This window comes from Streptosporangium brasiliense (assembly GCF_030811595.1).
In the GTDB taxonomy this organism is placed as follows: domain Bacteria; phylum Actinomycetota; class Actinomycetes; order Streptosporangiales; family Streptosporangiaceae; genus Streptosporangium; species Streptosporangium brasiliense.
Map to the genome: position 1 here is coordinate 1366970 of NZ_JAUSRB010000001.1, position 14880 is coordinate 1381849.

14 protein-coding genes are annotated in these 14880 nt (G+C 71.9%); 8 read left to right on the plus strand and 6 right to left on the minus strand.

Features of this window, described 5'->3' with window-relative positions; all coding sequences use genetic code 11:
- Positions 1–307 precede the first annotated feature (307 nt).
- Positions 308–1180, minus strand: a complete 873-nt coding sequence (locus tag J2S55_RS06085; protein WP_306857920.1) for a serine protein kinase RIO — start codon at positions 1178–1180, stop codon at positions 308–310.
- A gap of 414 nt (positions 1181–1594) precedes the next feature.
- Between J2S55_RS06085 and J2S55_RS06090 the strand changes: the two genes are divergently transcribed.
- Positions 1595–1762 (plus strand): helix-turn-helix domain-containing protein, encoded by a 168-nt coding sequence (locus J2S55_RS06090; protein WP_306857921.1) that lies wholly within the window; start codon positions 1595–1597, stop codon positions 1760–1762.
- A gap of 152 nt (positions 1763–1914) precedes the next feature.
- On the opposite strand, the gene J2S55_RS06095 is transcribed toward J2S55_RS06090, so the two are convergent.
- The 5 genes from J2S55_RS06095 to J2S55_RS48220 form a co-directional block, all read right to left on the minus strand.
- Positions 1915–2529 carry a hypothetical protein gene (locus J2S55_RS06095; RefSeq protein ID WP_306857922.1) on the minus strand — a complete coding sequence of 205 codons (615 nt, stop codon included), beginning with the start codon at positions 2527–2529 and terminating at the stop codon, positions 1915–1917.
- Between the two features lie 232 nt (positions 2530–2761).
- Positions 2762–3355: a DUF4126 domain-containing protein gene (locus J2S55_RS06100; RefSeq protein ID WP_306857924.1), complete on the minus strand. Its 594-nt coding sequence runs from the start codon at positions 3353–3355 to the stop codon at positions 2762–2764.
- Between the two features lie 140 nt (positions 3356–3495).
- Positions 3496–4656 (minus strand): ScyD/ScyE family protein, encoded by a 1161-nt coding sequence (locus J2S55_RS06105; RefSeq protein ID WP_306857926.1) that lies wholly within the window; start codon positions 4654–4656, stop codon positions 3496–3498.
- 430 nt (positions 4657–5086) lie between these two features.
- On the minus strand, positions 5087–6238 hold the full coding sequence (locus tag J2S55_RS06110) for an NAD(P)H-dependent flavin oxidoreductase (RefSeq protein ID WP_306857927.1): 1152 nt from the start codon (positions 6236–6238) through the stop codon (positions 5087–5089).
- 49 nt (positions 6239–6287) lie between these two features.
- On the minus strand, positions 6288–7223 hold the full coding sequence (locus J2S55_RS48220; RefSeq protein WP_370879595.1) for an acyltransferase: 936 nt from the start codon (positions 7221–7223) through the stop codon (positions 6288–6290).
- A gap of 157 nt (positions 7224–7380) precedes the next feature.
- On the opposite strand from J2S55_RS48220, the gene pyrG reads away from it, so the two are divergent.
- The 7 genes from pyrG (at position 7381) to J2S55_RS06150 (ending at position 14810) form a co-directional block, all read left to right on the plus strand.
- Positions 7381–9051, plus strand: a complete 1671-nt coding sequence (pyrG, locus tag J2S55_RS06120) for a CTP synthase (protein WP_306857929.1) — start codon at positions 7381–7383, stop codon at positions 9049–9051.
- Complete coding sequence (locus J2S55_RS06125) at positions 9048–9674, plus strand: NUDIX domain-containing protein (protein WP_306857931.1); 627 nt, start codon at positions 9048–9050, stop codon at positions 9672–9674. The genes pyrG and J2S55_RS06125 overlap by 4 nt, the downstream gene beginning before the upstream one ends.
- A 12-nt stretch (positions 9675–9686) precedes the next feature.
- On the plus strand, positions 9687–10613 hold the full coding sequence (locus tag J2S55_RS06130) for a site-specific tyrosine recombinase XerD (RefSeq protein ID WP_306858568.1): 927 nt from the start codon (positions 9687–9689) through the stop codon (positions 10611–10613).
- 99 nt (positions 10614–10712) lie between these two features.
- Complete coding sequence (locus J2S55_RS06135; protein WP_093887137.1) at positions 10713–11660, plus strand: ParA family protein; 948 nt, start codon at positions 10713–10715, stop codon at positions 11658–11660.
- 30 nt (positions 11661–11690) lie between these two features.
- Positions 11691–12542, plus strand: coding sequence for a segregation and condensation protein A (locus J2S55_RS06140; RefSeq protein ID WP_306857934.1), 852 nt, complete (start codon positions 11691–11693; stop codon positions 12540–12542).
- On the plus strand, positions 12535–13092 hold the full coding sequence (gene scpB, locus J2S55_RS06145) for an SMC-Scp complex subunit ScpB (protein ID WP_306857936.1): 558 nt from the start codon (positions 12535–12537) through the stop codon (positions 13090–13092). Before J2S55_RS06140 ends, scpB begins: the two co-directional genes overlap by 8 nt.
- A complete protein-coding gene (locus J2S55_RS06150) occupies positions 13092–14810 on the plus strand; it encodes a pseudouridine synthase (RefSeq protein ID WP_306857938.1) in 1719 nt (572 codons plus the stop codon). The genes scpB and J2S55_RS06150 overlap by 1 nt, the downstream gene beginning before the upstream one ends.
- Positions 14811–14880: the final 70 nt, after the last annotated feature.

Sequence of the window (14880 nt, forward strand, 5' to 3'; positions counted from 1 at the left end):
GTGGGGGAGGCGCGCCGTCCCCCACCGGGCCCGTCCAGGGTGCCGCGGTGGTCATGGGGGACCGGTCCCGCCATGCCCACCGGCTCCGTGAGGGTGCCGCCGTGGTCATGGCGGAGGGGCGCCGTCCCTCATCGGTCCCGTCCAGAGGGCCGCCGGTGGGGGAGGGGCGCCCGTCCCCCTGCCCCGTCCAGGGTGCCGCGGTGGTCATGAGGGGCCGGTCCTGGCATGCTCGCCGGACCTCGACGGCACCCGGCTGCGCAGGCCGCCACGGGCCCGTGGCCCTCCGGACGGGGTGGGTGGCGGATGGTCAGCGGACGCCGGCCTCGGCCCGCAGGAGGCCGGCCAGTGCCCCGGCGTCGGCCGCGGCCAGCCCGCGCGCGGCGAACCAGGTGGCGACGTTGCGGGCGTCGCGGTCGAGGAACTCCGGGCCGGTGGGGTGGGCCACCACGTCCACGATCTGCGGCAGGTCGATGATGACGAGCCGTCCCTCGTGGACGAGGATGTTGTAGGGCGACAGGTCCCCGTGGGCGAGACCTTCACGGGCCAGGACCACCAGGGCCTCCACAAGCTGTTCCCACAGCTCCGCCAGCCCCTCGGAGACCGCCGCCAGGCGGGGCGCGGCGGCGCCGTCGGGGGTGCCGACGAACTCCTCCAGGATCTCGGTGCCGACGATCTGCACCGGATACGGCACGGGCAGGCCCAGTGACCACAGACGGCACAGCGCCGCGAACTCGGCACCGGCCCACTGGCCGGCGATCATCTCCTTGCCGAACCGGGACCGGCTCGACATCGCCCGGCTGATCCGGCTGTCACGGACCCCGCGGCCCTCCAGGTAGCCGGCGTCGCGGTGGAACAGGCGGTGTTCGGCGGAGCGGTAGCGCTTGGCGGCCAGCAGGCAGATCCGGTCGGTGTCCGGGACACCTCGCGAGATGAGGTGGACGTCGGCTTCCTTGCCGGTCTTCAGGATGCCGAGCTCGGTGTCGACGGCGGCCAGCTCGGTGACGAGCCAGCCGGGATGCGGCCGGGGGCCGCGCTCGGTGGGAGTGCTCAGGTCCCAGGTGGACCACCGGTCACCGGACGGCGGGCCGTCGAGGTCCTCGGGGGTGCTGTGGAGCCATTCGATGTCGTCGTCGTCCAGACGGTTCTTGCCGCGACGACGGTGTTCTGAACGCTTGGGCACGGCGGGTTCTCCAGGAGGGAAGGCCCACCGGCGCCGTGGTCAGATCAGCTGACGGCCGGTGGGAGAGGCAGAGGCGTGAAGACGCGGAAAAACCGTCACGGTCGCCCTCCCTTCCCGATGGGCGCGTCCGGCGCGCCCGGTGATCCTCACGCTCAGGCGCATCCGTGCACCCGGCGATCAACGGGCACGATCGTGCCAGGCCCCGGAGAGGTCCGCAACCGGATTAATCGCCTCGGGCGCCGGCGCGCGGACGCCGTCACGCCTGTGGCGGCATGCCGGCCGCCGGTGCCGGCAGTACGGCGGGGCGCCGGAACACGCCTCTGACGGCGCCGGTCGGCGCCTGGCCGTAGGCGGCCGACAGGTCGGTGACACGCCGTGGTTGATGCTTGATCGATAAGAAGACCTCCGGACGCGGTGGAGATCACCGTCCTCACCCGACCGGAGGTCTTCACGGCCCGCGCTGACGCCCGCCTGACCGGGTACGGCCGTGCCCCGCTCACCTGGCGGGTCCGCTCCGACGGCCGACCCGTCGCCCACGTGGCCGAGGAACCGGGCGTCCCCCGCTCAGATCGAGATCAATGACGCCGGAGCCGACGCCCGTCCGTGGCCGCCCACGGTGGATCCCGATGGGAGCGCCGGCCTTGACGGCGGGCTCCAGCCGACGGTGTGGACGGCGGGCCGACCGCCGATGCCGGAAATACCTGGTCCCGGTGTCGGAGAGCTCCGGCGGCGGCTCAGCGCAGGTCGTCGGGGCGGGAGCGCTCGACCATCGTGCGGTTGTAGAGCTCGTCGATCTGGTCCAGGGGATCGGGGGCGCGGCGGCGCGCCTCGATCTCCAGATCGGTGCGGCTCTGGAGTTCGTCGATGCCCCCGGCCGCGTGCGTCATCCGGTCGTTGAGCAGGTCGGCGCGGATCCGGGCGCAGGCCGTGGTCAGCTTGGCGTGGTGGTCGCGCAGGCGGCCCAGCGCGGTGTGGTCGACATAGGCCGACACACGGCGCTCCTGGGCGTAGATGCCGAGCTGGGCGTCGAGCTGGTCGGCGTGCGTGCTGATCTCGGCCACGAGATGCGGCAGGTCGCCGAGTCCCCAGCCGTCGTGCAGCGCCTGGTCCACCGCCTGGCGGGTCAGGGAGACCTCGCGGCGCAGGTCCAGCCGCATCCGCTCGGTCTCGGCCGCGTCGCCGGTGCCCATGGCCGCCATGTGGGAGGCGACGCGGGTGCTCACCTTGCGGGCCTTCTTGGTGGCCTTCTTGCCGACCTTGACCAGCAGGTAGATTCCAGCCGCCCCCATGAGGAGGAGGAACAGGAGGATCACCAGCACGATGGTGATGAAAGTGCCGATCGAAGCCACCTCCCAGCAGGGGCGTAACGGGGTGTTTCGAGCATAGCCCGCGCGGCCGCGTAGGCGCGGTCACCGTCCGGGTCCGGCCCCGCGTCCACGCGGGGCACGGTGTTCACCTGAGGCCCGGTGTCCGTGCCGGGCACGGTGTTCGCCTGGGGTCCGGTGTCCGTGCCGGGTTCCGCGTTCATGTCGGGCACGGTGGTGTTCACCCGAGACCCGGCGTCCGGGCCGGGCACGGTGCTCACGCCGGGCTCCGCCGGAGCGTGCGGCGCCGCCGCCGTACCTTGCGGACCACCCACCAGGCGGACAGGGCCAGCACGGCCACCACGACGACGACCAGGACCGGCAGGAAGATCGCGACCAGGCTGATGCCGAGCGATCCGGCGTCCTCCACCGTGCTGACCACGGGCGCGCCGACCCCGGCGGTCGAGGCGTTGACCACGGGCCTGGCGGTCGTCTTCATCACGTGCACGGCCAGCGCGATCCCGATGCCCAGCACCCAGCTCAGCCAGGGGTTGTGGCTCATCCAGGTCGAGCCGTCGAGCCGGGCCGCCGCCTCGGTGGCGCTGAAGACGACGCCGCCGGAGACCGGGCGGACCACGGTCTGGATCATGTCGTTGACGCTGTCGACCACCGGCACCTTGTCGAGCACGATCTCGGCCAGCAGCAGCACGCCGATGATCCCGAGCACCCATCCGTTGGACAGCCAGGCGAACTCCTGCGGCAGCCGTAGCTGATCGGTGAAGTTGGCGATCAGACCGACCACCAGCAGGGGGATGTAGGCGTTCAGCCCCGCTGCGGTGGAGAGCCCCAGACCTGTCAGTGCCGCGAGCATCGCGCCTCCCTCCGTCTCGTCCCCTCCTTCAACGATTCCCGGCCGCCGATGGATCCCGCCGGGCGCCGGGAATCGTCTGAGGTGAGAACGACAAGGGGCGCACCCCGTGCGGGATGCGCCCCTCGTGTCCCCCGTGAGGGCTACTCCGGGACGGGGACCCGGAGTACTTCGCCCTTGCCGGGCACCATGGCCTTGTTGGCCACGTAAACGGCGCCGTCGGGGCCGACGGCCACGCTGAGCGGGGTGACCAGCGTGCCGGGTCGGAGAAGTTCGGTGCGGGTGCCGTCGGACTCGATCCGGTAGACGGCGCTCTTGGTCATGCCGTCGGCCGGGATCGGCCCGACCGAGCCCAGGACGACCATCCGGCCCTCGGCGTCGAAGGCCACGTCGACGACCGTGGTGAAGCCCTGCGCGGCGGTGGTGACCTTCCCCCGCTCCAGGCGGAACACCCGGGCGGAGCCCTCCGGGTTCGGGAAGCCGCCGTGCTCGGCCACGTAGTAGGCGCCGTCCGGGCCCTGGGTGATGCCCATCGGGACCGACTGCATCGGGATCTTGCTGCCCTTCGGCATCTTCAGCGCCGGCGGGGCCGGCACGGAGCGGGCGTGGAAGACCGCCTCGGTGCTGACGCCGCCCTTCTTGCCCACCCGCAGCACGGAGTTGCCCCCGGTGTCGGTGACCAGCGCGCCACCGCCGGGCAGCGGGGCCACCCCGAACGGGTAGGAGTCGACCGCGCTGCCCTTGTCCTTGCGGTCGAGGTTGTGCTTGGTCTCGTAGGCGGCCAGGTCGGCGACGGAGATCCGCCGGCCCTTCTTGGAGATCGTCAGCAGCGTGCCCAGGGGCGCGGCCTTGGGGCCGAGCTTGGCGCGGAAGGCGGTGTCGCCGGAGAATCCGACCGTCACCAGCAGGTCGCCCTTCTCGGTGAGGGCGACGTCGTGCGGGCCGAGCGCGAACCCGCCGCTGGCCGCCGAGGGCAGGCCGTCGAGCAGCACCGAGGTCTTGCCGTCCTTGAGCGTGCTCACCTGGCCGGTCAGGCCCAGGCACGTCTTCTCCGCCTTCTCGCCCTCCGGGGCCGGGGGCGAGGCGCACTTGACCTTGCCGCCGTGGCCGGACTCGGCGATGTAGAGCGTGCCGTCGGGGCCGAACATCAGCCCGCGCGGACTGTCGAGGCCCTTGGCGACGACCTTGACCGTGTCGTCGGCCGCGTGCGCCGCCACGGCGGGCACCGCCGTCACGGCCAGCGCCGCGACACTCCCCGAAGCCGCTGCGAGCAGTCGGCGGCCGAAACGTACTCCGCTCAACACGATCCCCTCCCCAACCGCCCCGCCATATCCGTCGGCATGAGCGAACACCGGAGAAGCTATGAGCGGGGCTCGTCTCCTCACAAGGGATATCCACCCCAATCCACCTGGGCACACGGCGATTTCCGCCCGGCGGGTGACGCCGCCTCCGTCCTCAGAGGGACGACGGGCCGCTCAGCCGGACGACGGACCGCTCGACCGGATGTCGGACCGCTCAACCCGGACGGCGGGCCGCTCGGCCCGACGGCGGGGCGTCCGGGCGGGCTCCGGTGCCGGGACCCGGCCCGGCGGGCGCCACGCGGTGTCACGGTCCGGGACTGCGTCCGACGGCCCGGCGGACGCCGCGCGGTGTCACGGCCCGGGACGGGGCCGCCGGCCCGACGGCGTGCGGGCTCGTGGTGACGCTCGCCGGTGCCGTGGTGTCGCCGTGGTGTCACGGCCCGGGGTGGTGCCCGCCGTCGGTGACGGCCCGCAGGCGCTCCAGGGTGGCGGCGGCCTCCTCGATCATGTCGTGGACGACCCGGCGGGCCGGTCCGACCCGGTTCAGCTGGCCGACGACCTGCCCGACGAAGTAGTTGACGAGCTCGCCGGCCCCGGGGTCGCCGCTGTCGGCGGCCCGGCCGATCCTGGCCATCGCGCCCTCGGCCAGCAGCATCTGCAGCGGCATCGGCAGCGGGCCCGGACTCTCCTGGGCCCCGTCCCACTCCTCGGTCCAGGCGGACCTCAACTGCCGGGCGGGCTTGCCGGTCCGCGACCGGGACCGCACGGTGTCGGAGGAGGTGGCCGCGAGCAGCTTGCGCTTGACCGAGGGCAGGGTCTCGGCCTCCTCCGTGGTCAGCCAGACCGAGCCGCACCACACCCCCTCGGCCCCCAGCGCGAGCGCCGCGGCCATCTGGCGGCCGCCGGCGATGCCGCCCGCCGCCAGCACCGGCACGTCCACGGCGTCCACGACCTGGGGGACCAGCACCATGGTGGAGATGTCACCGGTGTGCCCGCCCGCCTCCGAGCCCTGCGCCACGATCACGTCGGCCCCCGCGGCCACCTGGCGCCGGGCGTGCTCGACGGTCCCGACCAGGGCGGCGACCGGGACCTCCGCCTCTCTCGCCCTGGCCACCATCTCCGGCGGGGGCGGGCCGAGCGCGCTGGCGATGAGACCGATCGGGTGCCTGAGCGCCACGTCGATGAGGCCGGTCGCGCCCTCGGCGGTCACCCGGCGGCCCACCTCGTCGGCGTAGGCCGACATCGCGCCGGTGAACGGCTCGGGCATGCCCACGCCGTACTTGCCGAACAGGTGCGTCACGAAGTCGAGGTGCCGGTCGGGGATGAAGTCGAGGAGGCGGGCGCTCCGGTCGGCCGCCGACGCGTCGATCCGGCCGGGGACGAGGACGTCCACCCCGTACGGCCGGCCGCCGACCTGCCCGTCGATCCAGTTCAGTTCCGTGTCGAGCTGCTGGGGTGAGTAGGCGACGGCGCCGAGCACGCCGAGCCCGCCCGCGTTGGTCACCGCGGCGACCACGTCGCGGCAGTGGCTGAAGGCGAAGAGGGGGAACTCGACGCCGAATCTCTCGCAGATCGCGGTGCGCATGCCGCGACCGTAAATCCAGAATCTTGTTCGGTCCAGGGTCCGGCCCGGCTCAGGCGCCGATCGACCCGGACCCGAGCGGCTCGACGGGCCCGCCGGACCCGGCAGGCCCGACGGCCTCGGCCGCGTCCAGGACCCCGGCGGGCTCGACGGGTCTCGTGGGGCCGGTGGGCCTCGTGGCTCCGGCCGCGTCCAGGGCTCCGGCGGGCTCGACGGGTCTCGTGGGGCCGGTGGGCCTCGTGGCTCCGGCCGCGTCCAGGGCTCCGGCGGGCTCGACGGATCTCACGGGTCCGGCGGGTCCGGTGGCTCCGGCGTGTGTGAGACGCTCGGCGGATTCGGGGCGGGCGCCGTTGAGGTGGGGCGGCAGCCAGCCGTCCCCGGCGACGTAGCGGCGGACGACCTTGGCCGGCACGCCGGCGATCACGCTGTGGTCGGGGAACTCGCCGCGCACCACGGCCCCGGCCGCGACCACGCACTGCCTGCCGATCCGGGTGCCCGGCAGGATGATCGCGCCGGTGCCCAGCCAGGAGCCCGAGCCGATGGCCACGGGGTTGTTGCGCGGCCACTGGCGGCCGATCGGCGTCTCCGGGTCGTCGTAGACGTGGTTCTGGTCGGTGATGTAGACGTACGGGCCGGTGAACACGTGGTCGCCGATGTCGATCGACTGGTGGCCGACGATGTGGCTGCCCCGGCCGATCGAGCAGCTCCCGCCGATCCGCACGATCGAGTCCGGGCCCAGGTCCACCCCGGGACCCATGCCGGCGGAGATGGAGACGCGCTCGCCGACCAGGGTGTGGTCGCCTATCTCGATCCACGCCTCGCCGAAGATCGCGCCGACCGGGAACGACAGGCAGGCGCCCTCGCCGAGGCGGCGGAAGCGGTAACCGGCCGGACTGGCCGGGCTCACGGTGCCGGCCGCCCGGATCGCGGCCCAGCCGCGGTGAATGAGGCTGCCGGCGGCACGCCGTATCACGCCACGAATCGACATAACGGCCTAAGTTACCGCTTGGTCATTTTTCAGTGGAATACGGGTGGTGGGGTTGTACGGACAGTTCGGGGGAACGGTTTGATAACCTGAGAGTCCGTGGACAGGTGGGCCGCTATCAGGGCGTGCCGACCGATCTATGACGACCACGGGAGACTTCTTGCGCAGCGCCGCACACACCAAGCATCTGTTCGTCACCGGCGGCGTCGCCTCCAGTCTCGGTAAGGGACTGACGGCGTCGAGCCTCGGACGCCTTCTCAAACTGCGTGGTCTGCGGGTCACCATGCAGAAGCTCGATCCCTACCTCAACGTCGACCCCGGGACGATGAACCCGTTCCAGCACGGTGAGGTCTTCGTCACCGACGACGGGGCGGAGACCGACCTCGACGTCGGCCACTACGAGCGCTTCCTCGACACCGAGCTGCACGGCTCGGCGAACGTGACCACCGGCCAGGTCTACTCCAACGTCATCGCCAAGGAGCGCCGCGGCGAGTATCTCGGTGACACCGTGCAGGTCATCCCGCACATCACCAACGAGATCAAGGACCGTATCCGGTCCATGGCCGGCCCCGACGTGGACGTGGTCATCACCGAGGTCGGCGGCACCGTCGGCGACATCGAGTCGCTGCCCTTCCTGGAGGCCGTCCGCCAGGTCCGCCACGAGGTCGGCCGCGACAACGTGTTCTTCCTGCACGTCTCGCTGCTGCCCTACATCGGGCCGAGCGGCGAGCTGAAGACCAAGCCGACCCAGCATTCGGTCGCCGCGCTGCGCAGCATCGGCATCCAGCCCGACGCGATCGTGTGCCGCTCCGACCGGCCGATCACCAACTCGCTCAAGCGCAAGATCAGCCTCATGTGCGACGTCGACGAGGACGCCGTCGTCTCCGCCATCGACGCGGCGAGCATCTACGACATCCCCAAGGTGCTGCACTCCGAGGGCCTGGACGCCTACGTGGTGCGCCGCCTCGGCCTGCCCTTCCGCGACGTCGACTGGAAGGAGTGGGAGCAGCTCCTGCGCCGGGTGCACCGCCCGGCCAAGGAGGTCACGATCGCGCTGGTCGGCAAATACATCGACCTGCCCGACGCCTACCTGTCCGTCACCGAGGCGATGCGCGCGGGCGGCTTCGCCAACGACGCCCGCGTCAACATCCGCTGGGTCAAGAGCGACGACTGCGAGACCCCCGAGGGCGCCGCCCGTGAGCTCGACGGCGTGGACGGCGTGCTCGTCCCCGGCGGCTTCGGCGTGCGCGGCATCGAGGGCAAGCTCGGCGCCATCCGGCACGTGCGGGAGAACAAGATCCCGCTGCTCGGCATCTGCCTGGGCATGCAGTGCATGGTCATCGAGGCCGCCCGCAACCTCGCCGGAATCGAGGACGCCGGCAGCACCGAGTTCGACCCCGAGACCACCCATCCGGTCATCTCCACCATGGCCGACCAGGAGGACGTCGTCTCCGGCGAGCGCGACATGGGCGGCACCATGCGGCTGGGCCTCTACCCGGCCAAGCTCACCGAGGGCTCCCTCGCCCGCCAGCTGTACGGCATGGCGAAGGTGGACGAGCGCCACCGCCACCGCTACGAGGTCAACAACTCCTACCGCGGGGAGCTGGAGAAGGTCGGCATGGTCTTCTCCGGCCTGTCGCCCGACGGACGCCTGGTGGAGTACGCCGAGCTGCCCGTCGACGTCCACCCGTTCTTCATCGGCACCCAGGCGCACCCCGAGTTCCGCTCCCGGCCGACCCGCGCGCACCCCCTGTTCAAGGGCCTGGTCGGCGCCGCCCTGGCCTACGCCGACAGCCGTGGCAGCACGGCCAAGGCCGGGCGGGGCAAGTGAGCGACTCCGGGCTCGACGTCCAGGACGTCCCGGAGGAGTGGAAGGTCCTCTCCTCCACCGAGCACTTCAGGGGGCGCGTCATCACCGCGGTGACCGACGCGGTCCTCATGCAGGACGAGGAGGTCGTCAACCGCGACTACGCGGTCCATCCGGGCTCGGTGGCCGTGGTCGCGCTCGACGAACAGGACCGGGTGCTGATGATCCGCCAATACCGCCACGCGGTCCGGCGGATGCTCTGGGAGCTGCCGGCGGGCCTGCGTGACATGGAGGGCGAGCCGCTGCACGTCGGAGCCGCGCGCGAGCTGGCGGAGGAGGCGGGCTATCGGGCGGAGACCTGGCACACCCTGATCGACGCCTTCACCTCCCCGGGGATGACCGACGAGCGGACCCGCATCTTCCTCGCCAGGGGGCTGAGCCCCATCCCCGACGGGGAGCTCGACTTCGTCCACCGGCACGAGGAGGTCGACATGCCGGTGGTCTGGATTCCCCTGTCCGACGCGGTTCGGCGTGCCCTGGCGGGAATGATCCACAATTCCCAAGCCGTGGCCGGTATTCTCGCCGCATACGCCGCTTCGGCGGATGCTTTCGCCTCCCTGCGGCCCGCCGACGCGCCGGAGGCATGACAGGAGGACACCCTGAGCGAGACGGAGGCCGTCCTCTCCAGCTACCTCTCCCACCTGGCGCTGGAGAGGGGCCTGGCTGCCAACACACTGGCCTCCTACCGCCGTGACCTCCTGCGGTATGTGGAGCACCTGAAGAACCGTGGCCGCGTCACCTTCGGTGAGATCGCCGAGGCCGACGTCACGGCCTTCCTGACCGCGCTCAGAGAGGGCGACGAGGAGCACCAGGCCCTCGTCGCCAGCTCGACGGCGCGCGCCGTCTCCGCGGTCCGCGGCCTGCACCGCTTCGCGCTGCGCGAGGGCGTCTCCGACCACGACCCGGCCCACGGGGTGCGCCCGCCGCGGCAGCTCCGGCGGCTGCCCAAGGCGATCAGCGTGGACGACGTGGAGCGACTCATCGCCGCCTCTGGCCCGGAGGGCGCGCCGCTCACGATGCGCAACCGGGCGCTGCTGGAGCTGCTGTACGGCACGGGCGCGCGCATCTCCGAGGCCGTGGGGCTCGCCGTGGACGACGTCGACCTGGGCGCGCAGACCCAGCAGGTGCGCCTGCGCGGCAAGGGCGGACGCGTCCGCCTGGTGCCCCTGGGCCGCTTCGCCCGGGAGGCGCTGGGCGCCTACCTCACCCGGGCGCGCCCGGGCATCGCCGCCCACGGCAGGGGCACCTCGGGGCTCTTCCTCAACGCCAGAGGCGGCCGGCTCACCCGCCAGGGCGCCTGGGAGGTCCTCCAGGCGGCCGCCGAGCGCGGAGGGCTGGCGGGAATCTCGCCACATATCTTGCGACATTCGTTCGCAACGCACCTCCTTGACGGGGGTGTGGACGTTAGGGTGGTTCAGGAACTACTCGGCCACGCCTCGGTGACCACCACGCAGGTATACACCCTGGTCACGGTCGACAAGCTCCGCGAGGCCTATGCCGCGGCGCACCCGCGCGCGCGGCATTGACCTTGCTTATATCCGGGCGTGCCGCCTTGCCGCATACGTGTTGACGCCATAGTGTCCGTCCGGACGGTCCGGTTCGAGGCCGTCAGGGAGGTTCGACTGGTGACTGTGACCACCGACGGTTCTGTCCGGGGAACGACCCCCGGAAACCCCGAGAATCCCTGGGGGGACACCAAGACCGCCGGGACCCCTCACACTGGGGGAGTCCTCGGCCCGACCGGGCGACCCCGTCCGGTCTTTCCCGACCCGCCCCCCCGTACGGTGCACGGGCCGGCGCGTGTCGTGGCCATGGTCAACCAGAAGGGCGGCGTCGGCAAGACGACCACCACCATCAACCTGGGCGCGGCGCTGGCCGAGGCCGGGCTCAAGGTGCTGCTGGTCGACTTCGACCCGCAGGGCGCCCTCTCCGTCGGCCTCGGGATCAACCCTCACCAGCTCGACCTGACGGTCTACAACCTCCTGATGGAGCGGCAGATCACCGCCAGGGACGTGTTGATGGAGACCGGTGTCGAGGGCATGGACCTGCTGCCCAGCAACATCGACCTGTCGGCGGCCGAGGTCCAGCTCGTCACGGAGGTCGCCCGCGAGCAGGTGCTCGGCCGGGTGATCAAGCCCCTCCTGCCCGAATACGACGTGTGCCTGATCGACTGCCAGCCCTCTCTGGGCCTGCTCACGATCAACGCGCTGGCCTGCGCCCACGGCGTCATGGTGCCGCTGGAGTGCGAGTTCTTCGCGCTGCGCGGGGTCGCGCTGCTCATGGACACCATCATCAAGGTCCAGCAGCGCATCAACGAGGACCTGGTCATCGAGGGCCTGCTCGCCACCATGTACGACGCGCGGACCCTGCACGGCCGCGAGGTGCTGGCCCGGGTGGTCGAGGCGTTCGACGACAAGGTCTACCACACAGTGATCAACCGGACGGTCCGTTTCCCCGACGCCACCGTCGCCGGTGAGCCCATCACCAGCTTCGACTCCTCCTCGCTCGGCGCCAGCGCCTACCGCGAGCTGGCCCGCGAGGTCCTCACCAGGTGGGCCGCGCTGGAGCGGTGATTGCGGTCCCGGGTGCGGGACAATGGTGGGATGACCGAGCAGCCGCAGCCGGCCGACGGCGCCCTCGGGGCGCAGCCGGCCGACAACACCTTCCGGGTGCACCTGGAGGTCTTCGAGGGCCCCTTCGACCTGCTGCTCGGTCTGATCTCCAAGCACAAGCTCGACATCACCGAGGTCTCGCTCAGCCGGGTCACCGACGAGTTCATCGCCTACATCCGGGCCCGGGGTCCGGAGTGGGATCTGGAGCAGACCAGCCACTTCCTGCTCGTCGCCGCGACCCTGCTCGACCTCAAGGCGGCCAGGCTGCTGCCCTCCGGCGAGGTCGACGACGAGGAGGACCTCGCCCTCCTGGAGGCGCGTGACCTGCTGTTCGCCCGCCTCCTGCAGTACCGGGCCTACAAGGAGGTCGTGAAGGTCTTCTCCGGGCGGATGGCCGAGGAGGCCCTGCGCTACCCGCGGACCGTGCCGATGGAGGCCCAGTTCGCCGACCTCCTGCCCGAGCTGGTCCTGGGCATCGGCCCCGAGCGCCTGGCCCAGCTCGCCCAGCGGGCCTTCGCGCCCAAGACGCCCCCGTCGGTCTCCGTCGCCCACATCTACCAACCGCTCGCCAATGTCAGGGATCAGGCGGTTATCCTTGTCGAGCGGCTGCGGCGGGTGCGCCGGGCGACCTTCCGGGCCCTCACCTCCGACTGCGCCGGCACCTTCGAGGTCGTCGCGCGTTTCCTGGCCGTCCTGGAGCTCTACCGGGAGGCGGCCGTCTCCTTCGACCAGGTGGAGCCCCTCGGAGAACTGCACGTGACCTGGACCGGGAGCGACGACGGGGACGTCGCCGTGGCCGACGACTACGACGAGAGCACCAAGAGAGAGCCTGCCCATGACTGACGTGGTGCCCGAGCCGGACCTGCGCGCCGGGTTGGAGGCCATCCTGCTCGTGGTCGACGAACCGGTCAGCGAGATGACCCTCGCCCAGGTCCTCGAACGGCCCACCGGCGAGGTCGCCGCCGCACTCCGTGAGCTGTCGGCGGAATACACCGACAGCGGCCGGGGTTTCGATCTGAGAGAGGTCGCGGGTGGCTGGCGGTTCTACACGCGGGCCGAGTGCGCGGCCCTCGTGGAGCGGTTCGTCCGCGACGGCCAGCAGACGCGGCTCACCCAGGCCGCACTGGAGACCCTGGCCGTGGTCGCCTACCGGCAGCCGGTCAGCCGGGCCCGGGTGGCGGCCATCCGAGGCGTCAACAGCGACGGTGTCATGCGCACGCTGGTGACGCGGGGGCTGGTCGAAGAGGCCGGCACCGAACCGGAGAGCCAGGCCGTGCTCTACCGGACAAGTTCGTTCTTCCTGGAACGGATGGGCCTGCGGGATCTCGACGAGCTCCCCGAACTGGCGCCGTTCCTTCCCGATGACGTGGAAACCCTAGAGGAGCACAAGTAGTGAACAGCAGGCGCAGCACCCCGTCCGGTGATGGACGCGGTCGAGGCCGTGGCGGAGCCCCGCGCGGTGGCGGCCCCCGTGGAGGCGACAACTCCCGGGGCGGCTCCCGCTCCGGCGGATCCCGCGGCGGATCGCAGGGCGGTTTCCGCTCCGACCCGTCGCGCCGCGATGACCGCGGTGGTTTCCGGGCCGAGCGCGACGGTTCGCGCAGCCGTTACGGCAGGCCCGCCGAGGGTGGTTCCCGCTCCGACGGCCCGCGCCGCGACGACCGTGGTGGCTTCCGTTCCGACGGTCCGCGCCGTGACGACCGCGGTGGATCGCAGGGCGGTTTCCGTTCGGACGGTCCGCGCCGCGATGACCGTGGTGGATCGCAGGGCGGTTTCCGTTCGGACGGTCCGCGCCGCGATGACCGTGGTGGATCGCAGGGCGGTTTCCGTTCGGACGGTCCGCGCCGCGATGACCGTGGTGGATCGCAGGGCGGTTTCCGCTCCGACCCGTCGCGCCGCGATGACCGCGGTGGTTTCCGGGCCGAGCGCGACGGTTCGCGCAGCCGTTACGGCAGGCCCGCCGAGGGTGGTTCCCGCTCCGACGGCCCGCGCCGTGACGACCGCGGTGGATCGCAGGGCGGTTTCCGTTCGGACGGTCCGCGCCGCGATGACCGCGGTGGTTTCCGCTCCGACGGTCCGCGCCGTGACGACCGCGGCGGCCAGCGCGGCCGGTCCGGTCCGGACAGTGGCCGCGGTGAGGCGGCCGGCGGCGGCTCCCGTGGCCGGTACGGCAGGACCGGGCGGCGGGACGAGGTCCAGACGATCGGCGGTAAGCGGGCGGGCTCGTACGGCGAGCCCCGCGCCGCCGCGGGCCGCGGCCCCGCCAAGGCCGAGCGCAGGCCCGGCGCGATCGAGAACGACCGGTTCAAGACCTCCCGCCAGCCCAAGCGGGACTCCGACTTCTACGACCGCGACTACGTCGACGAGCGCGACACCACCGAGGTCCCGGACGGCGTCCGGCTGCAGAAGGTCCTCGCCCAGGCGGGTGTGGCCAGCCGCAGGGCCTGCGAGGACATGATCGGCGACGGCCGGGTGACGGTCGACGGCCAGGTGGTCCGCCGCTTCGGCGCCCGGGTCGACCCGGCCAAGCAGGTCATCCACGTGGACGGCAAGCGCCTGCCGACGATGCCCGACCTGGTCTACCTCGCCATCAACAAGCCGATCGGCGTCGTCAGCACCATGTCCGACCCCGACGGCCGCCCCTCACTGGCCGACTTCGTGGCCGACCGCACCGAGCGGCTGTTCCACGTGGGCCGTCTTGACACCGAGACCGAGGGTCTCATCCTGCTCACCAACGACGGCGAGCTGGCCAACCGGCTCACCCACCCGAGCTACGGCGTGCAGAAGAAATACTGGGCGAAGGTTCCCGGCAAGATCGAGCGGGACCTGGGCCGGCGCCTGAAGAAGGGCATCGACCTGGAGGACGGCATCGCCAAGGCCGACTCCTTCACCCTGGTCCAGGAGCACGGGCAGCAGGCCCTGGTGGAGATCGTCCTGCACGAGGGCCGCAAGCACATCGTCCGCCGCATGCTGGAGGAGGTCGGGCACCCGGTCATCGACCTGGCCCGCATCGAGTTCGGCCCGGTCAAGCTCGGCCGCCTCAAGCCGGGCACGGTCCGCGCGCTGACCCTCAAGGAAGTCGGCGAACTCTACGCCGCCGTCGGCCTGTAACCTTCCGTAATACGCACGTCCAGGACGCGCCGGGCCGCCCGTGGGTGGCCCGGCGCGAACGGTATGGAGG

Bases quoted from the DNA above. Each gene is read 5' to 3' on its own strand.
- J2S55_RS06100 (WP_306857924.1), bottom strand. From the start codon at position 3,355: ATGCTCGCGGCACTGACAGGTCTGGGGCTCTCCACCGCAGCGGGGCTG.
- scpB (WP_306857936.1), top strand. From the start codon at position 12,535: ATGACTGACGTGGTGCCCGAGCCGGACCTGCGCGCCGGGTTGGAGGCC.
- J2S55_RS48220 (WP_370879595.1), bottom strand. From the start codon at position 7,223: ATGTCGATTCGTGGCGTGATACGGCGTGCCGCCGGCAGCCTCATTCAC.
- J2S55_RS06140 (WP_306857934.1), top strand. From the start codon at position 11,691: ATGACCGAGCAGCCGCAGCCGGCCGACGGCGCCCTCGGGGCGCAGCCG.
- J2S55_RS06110 (WP_306857927.1), bottom strand. From the start codon at position 6,238: ATGCGCACCGCGATCTGCGAGAGATTCGGCGTCGAGTTCCCCCTCTTC.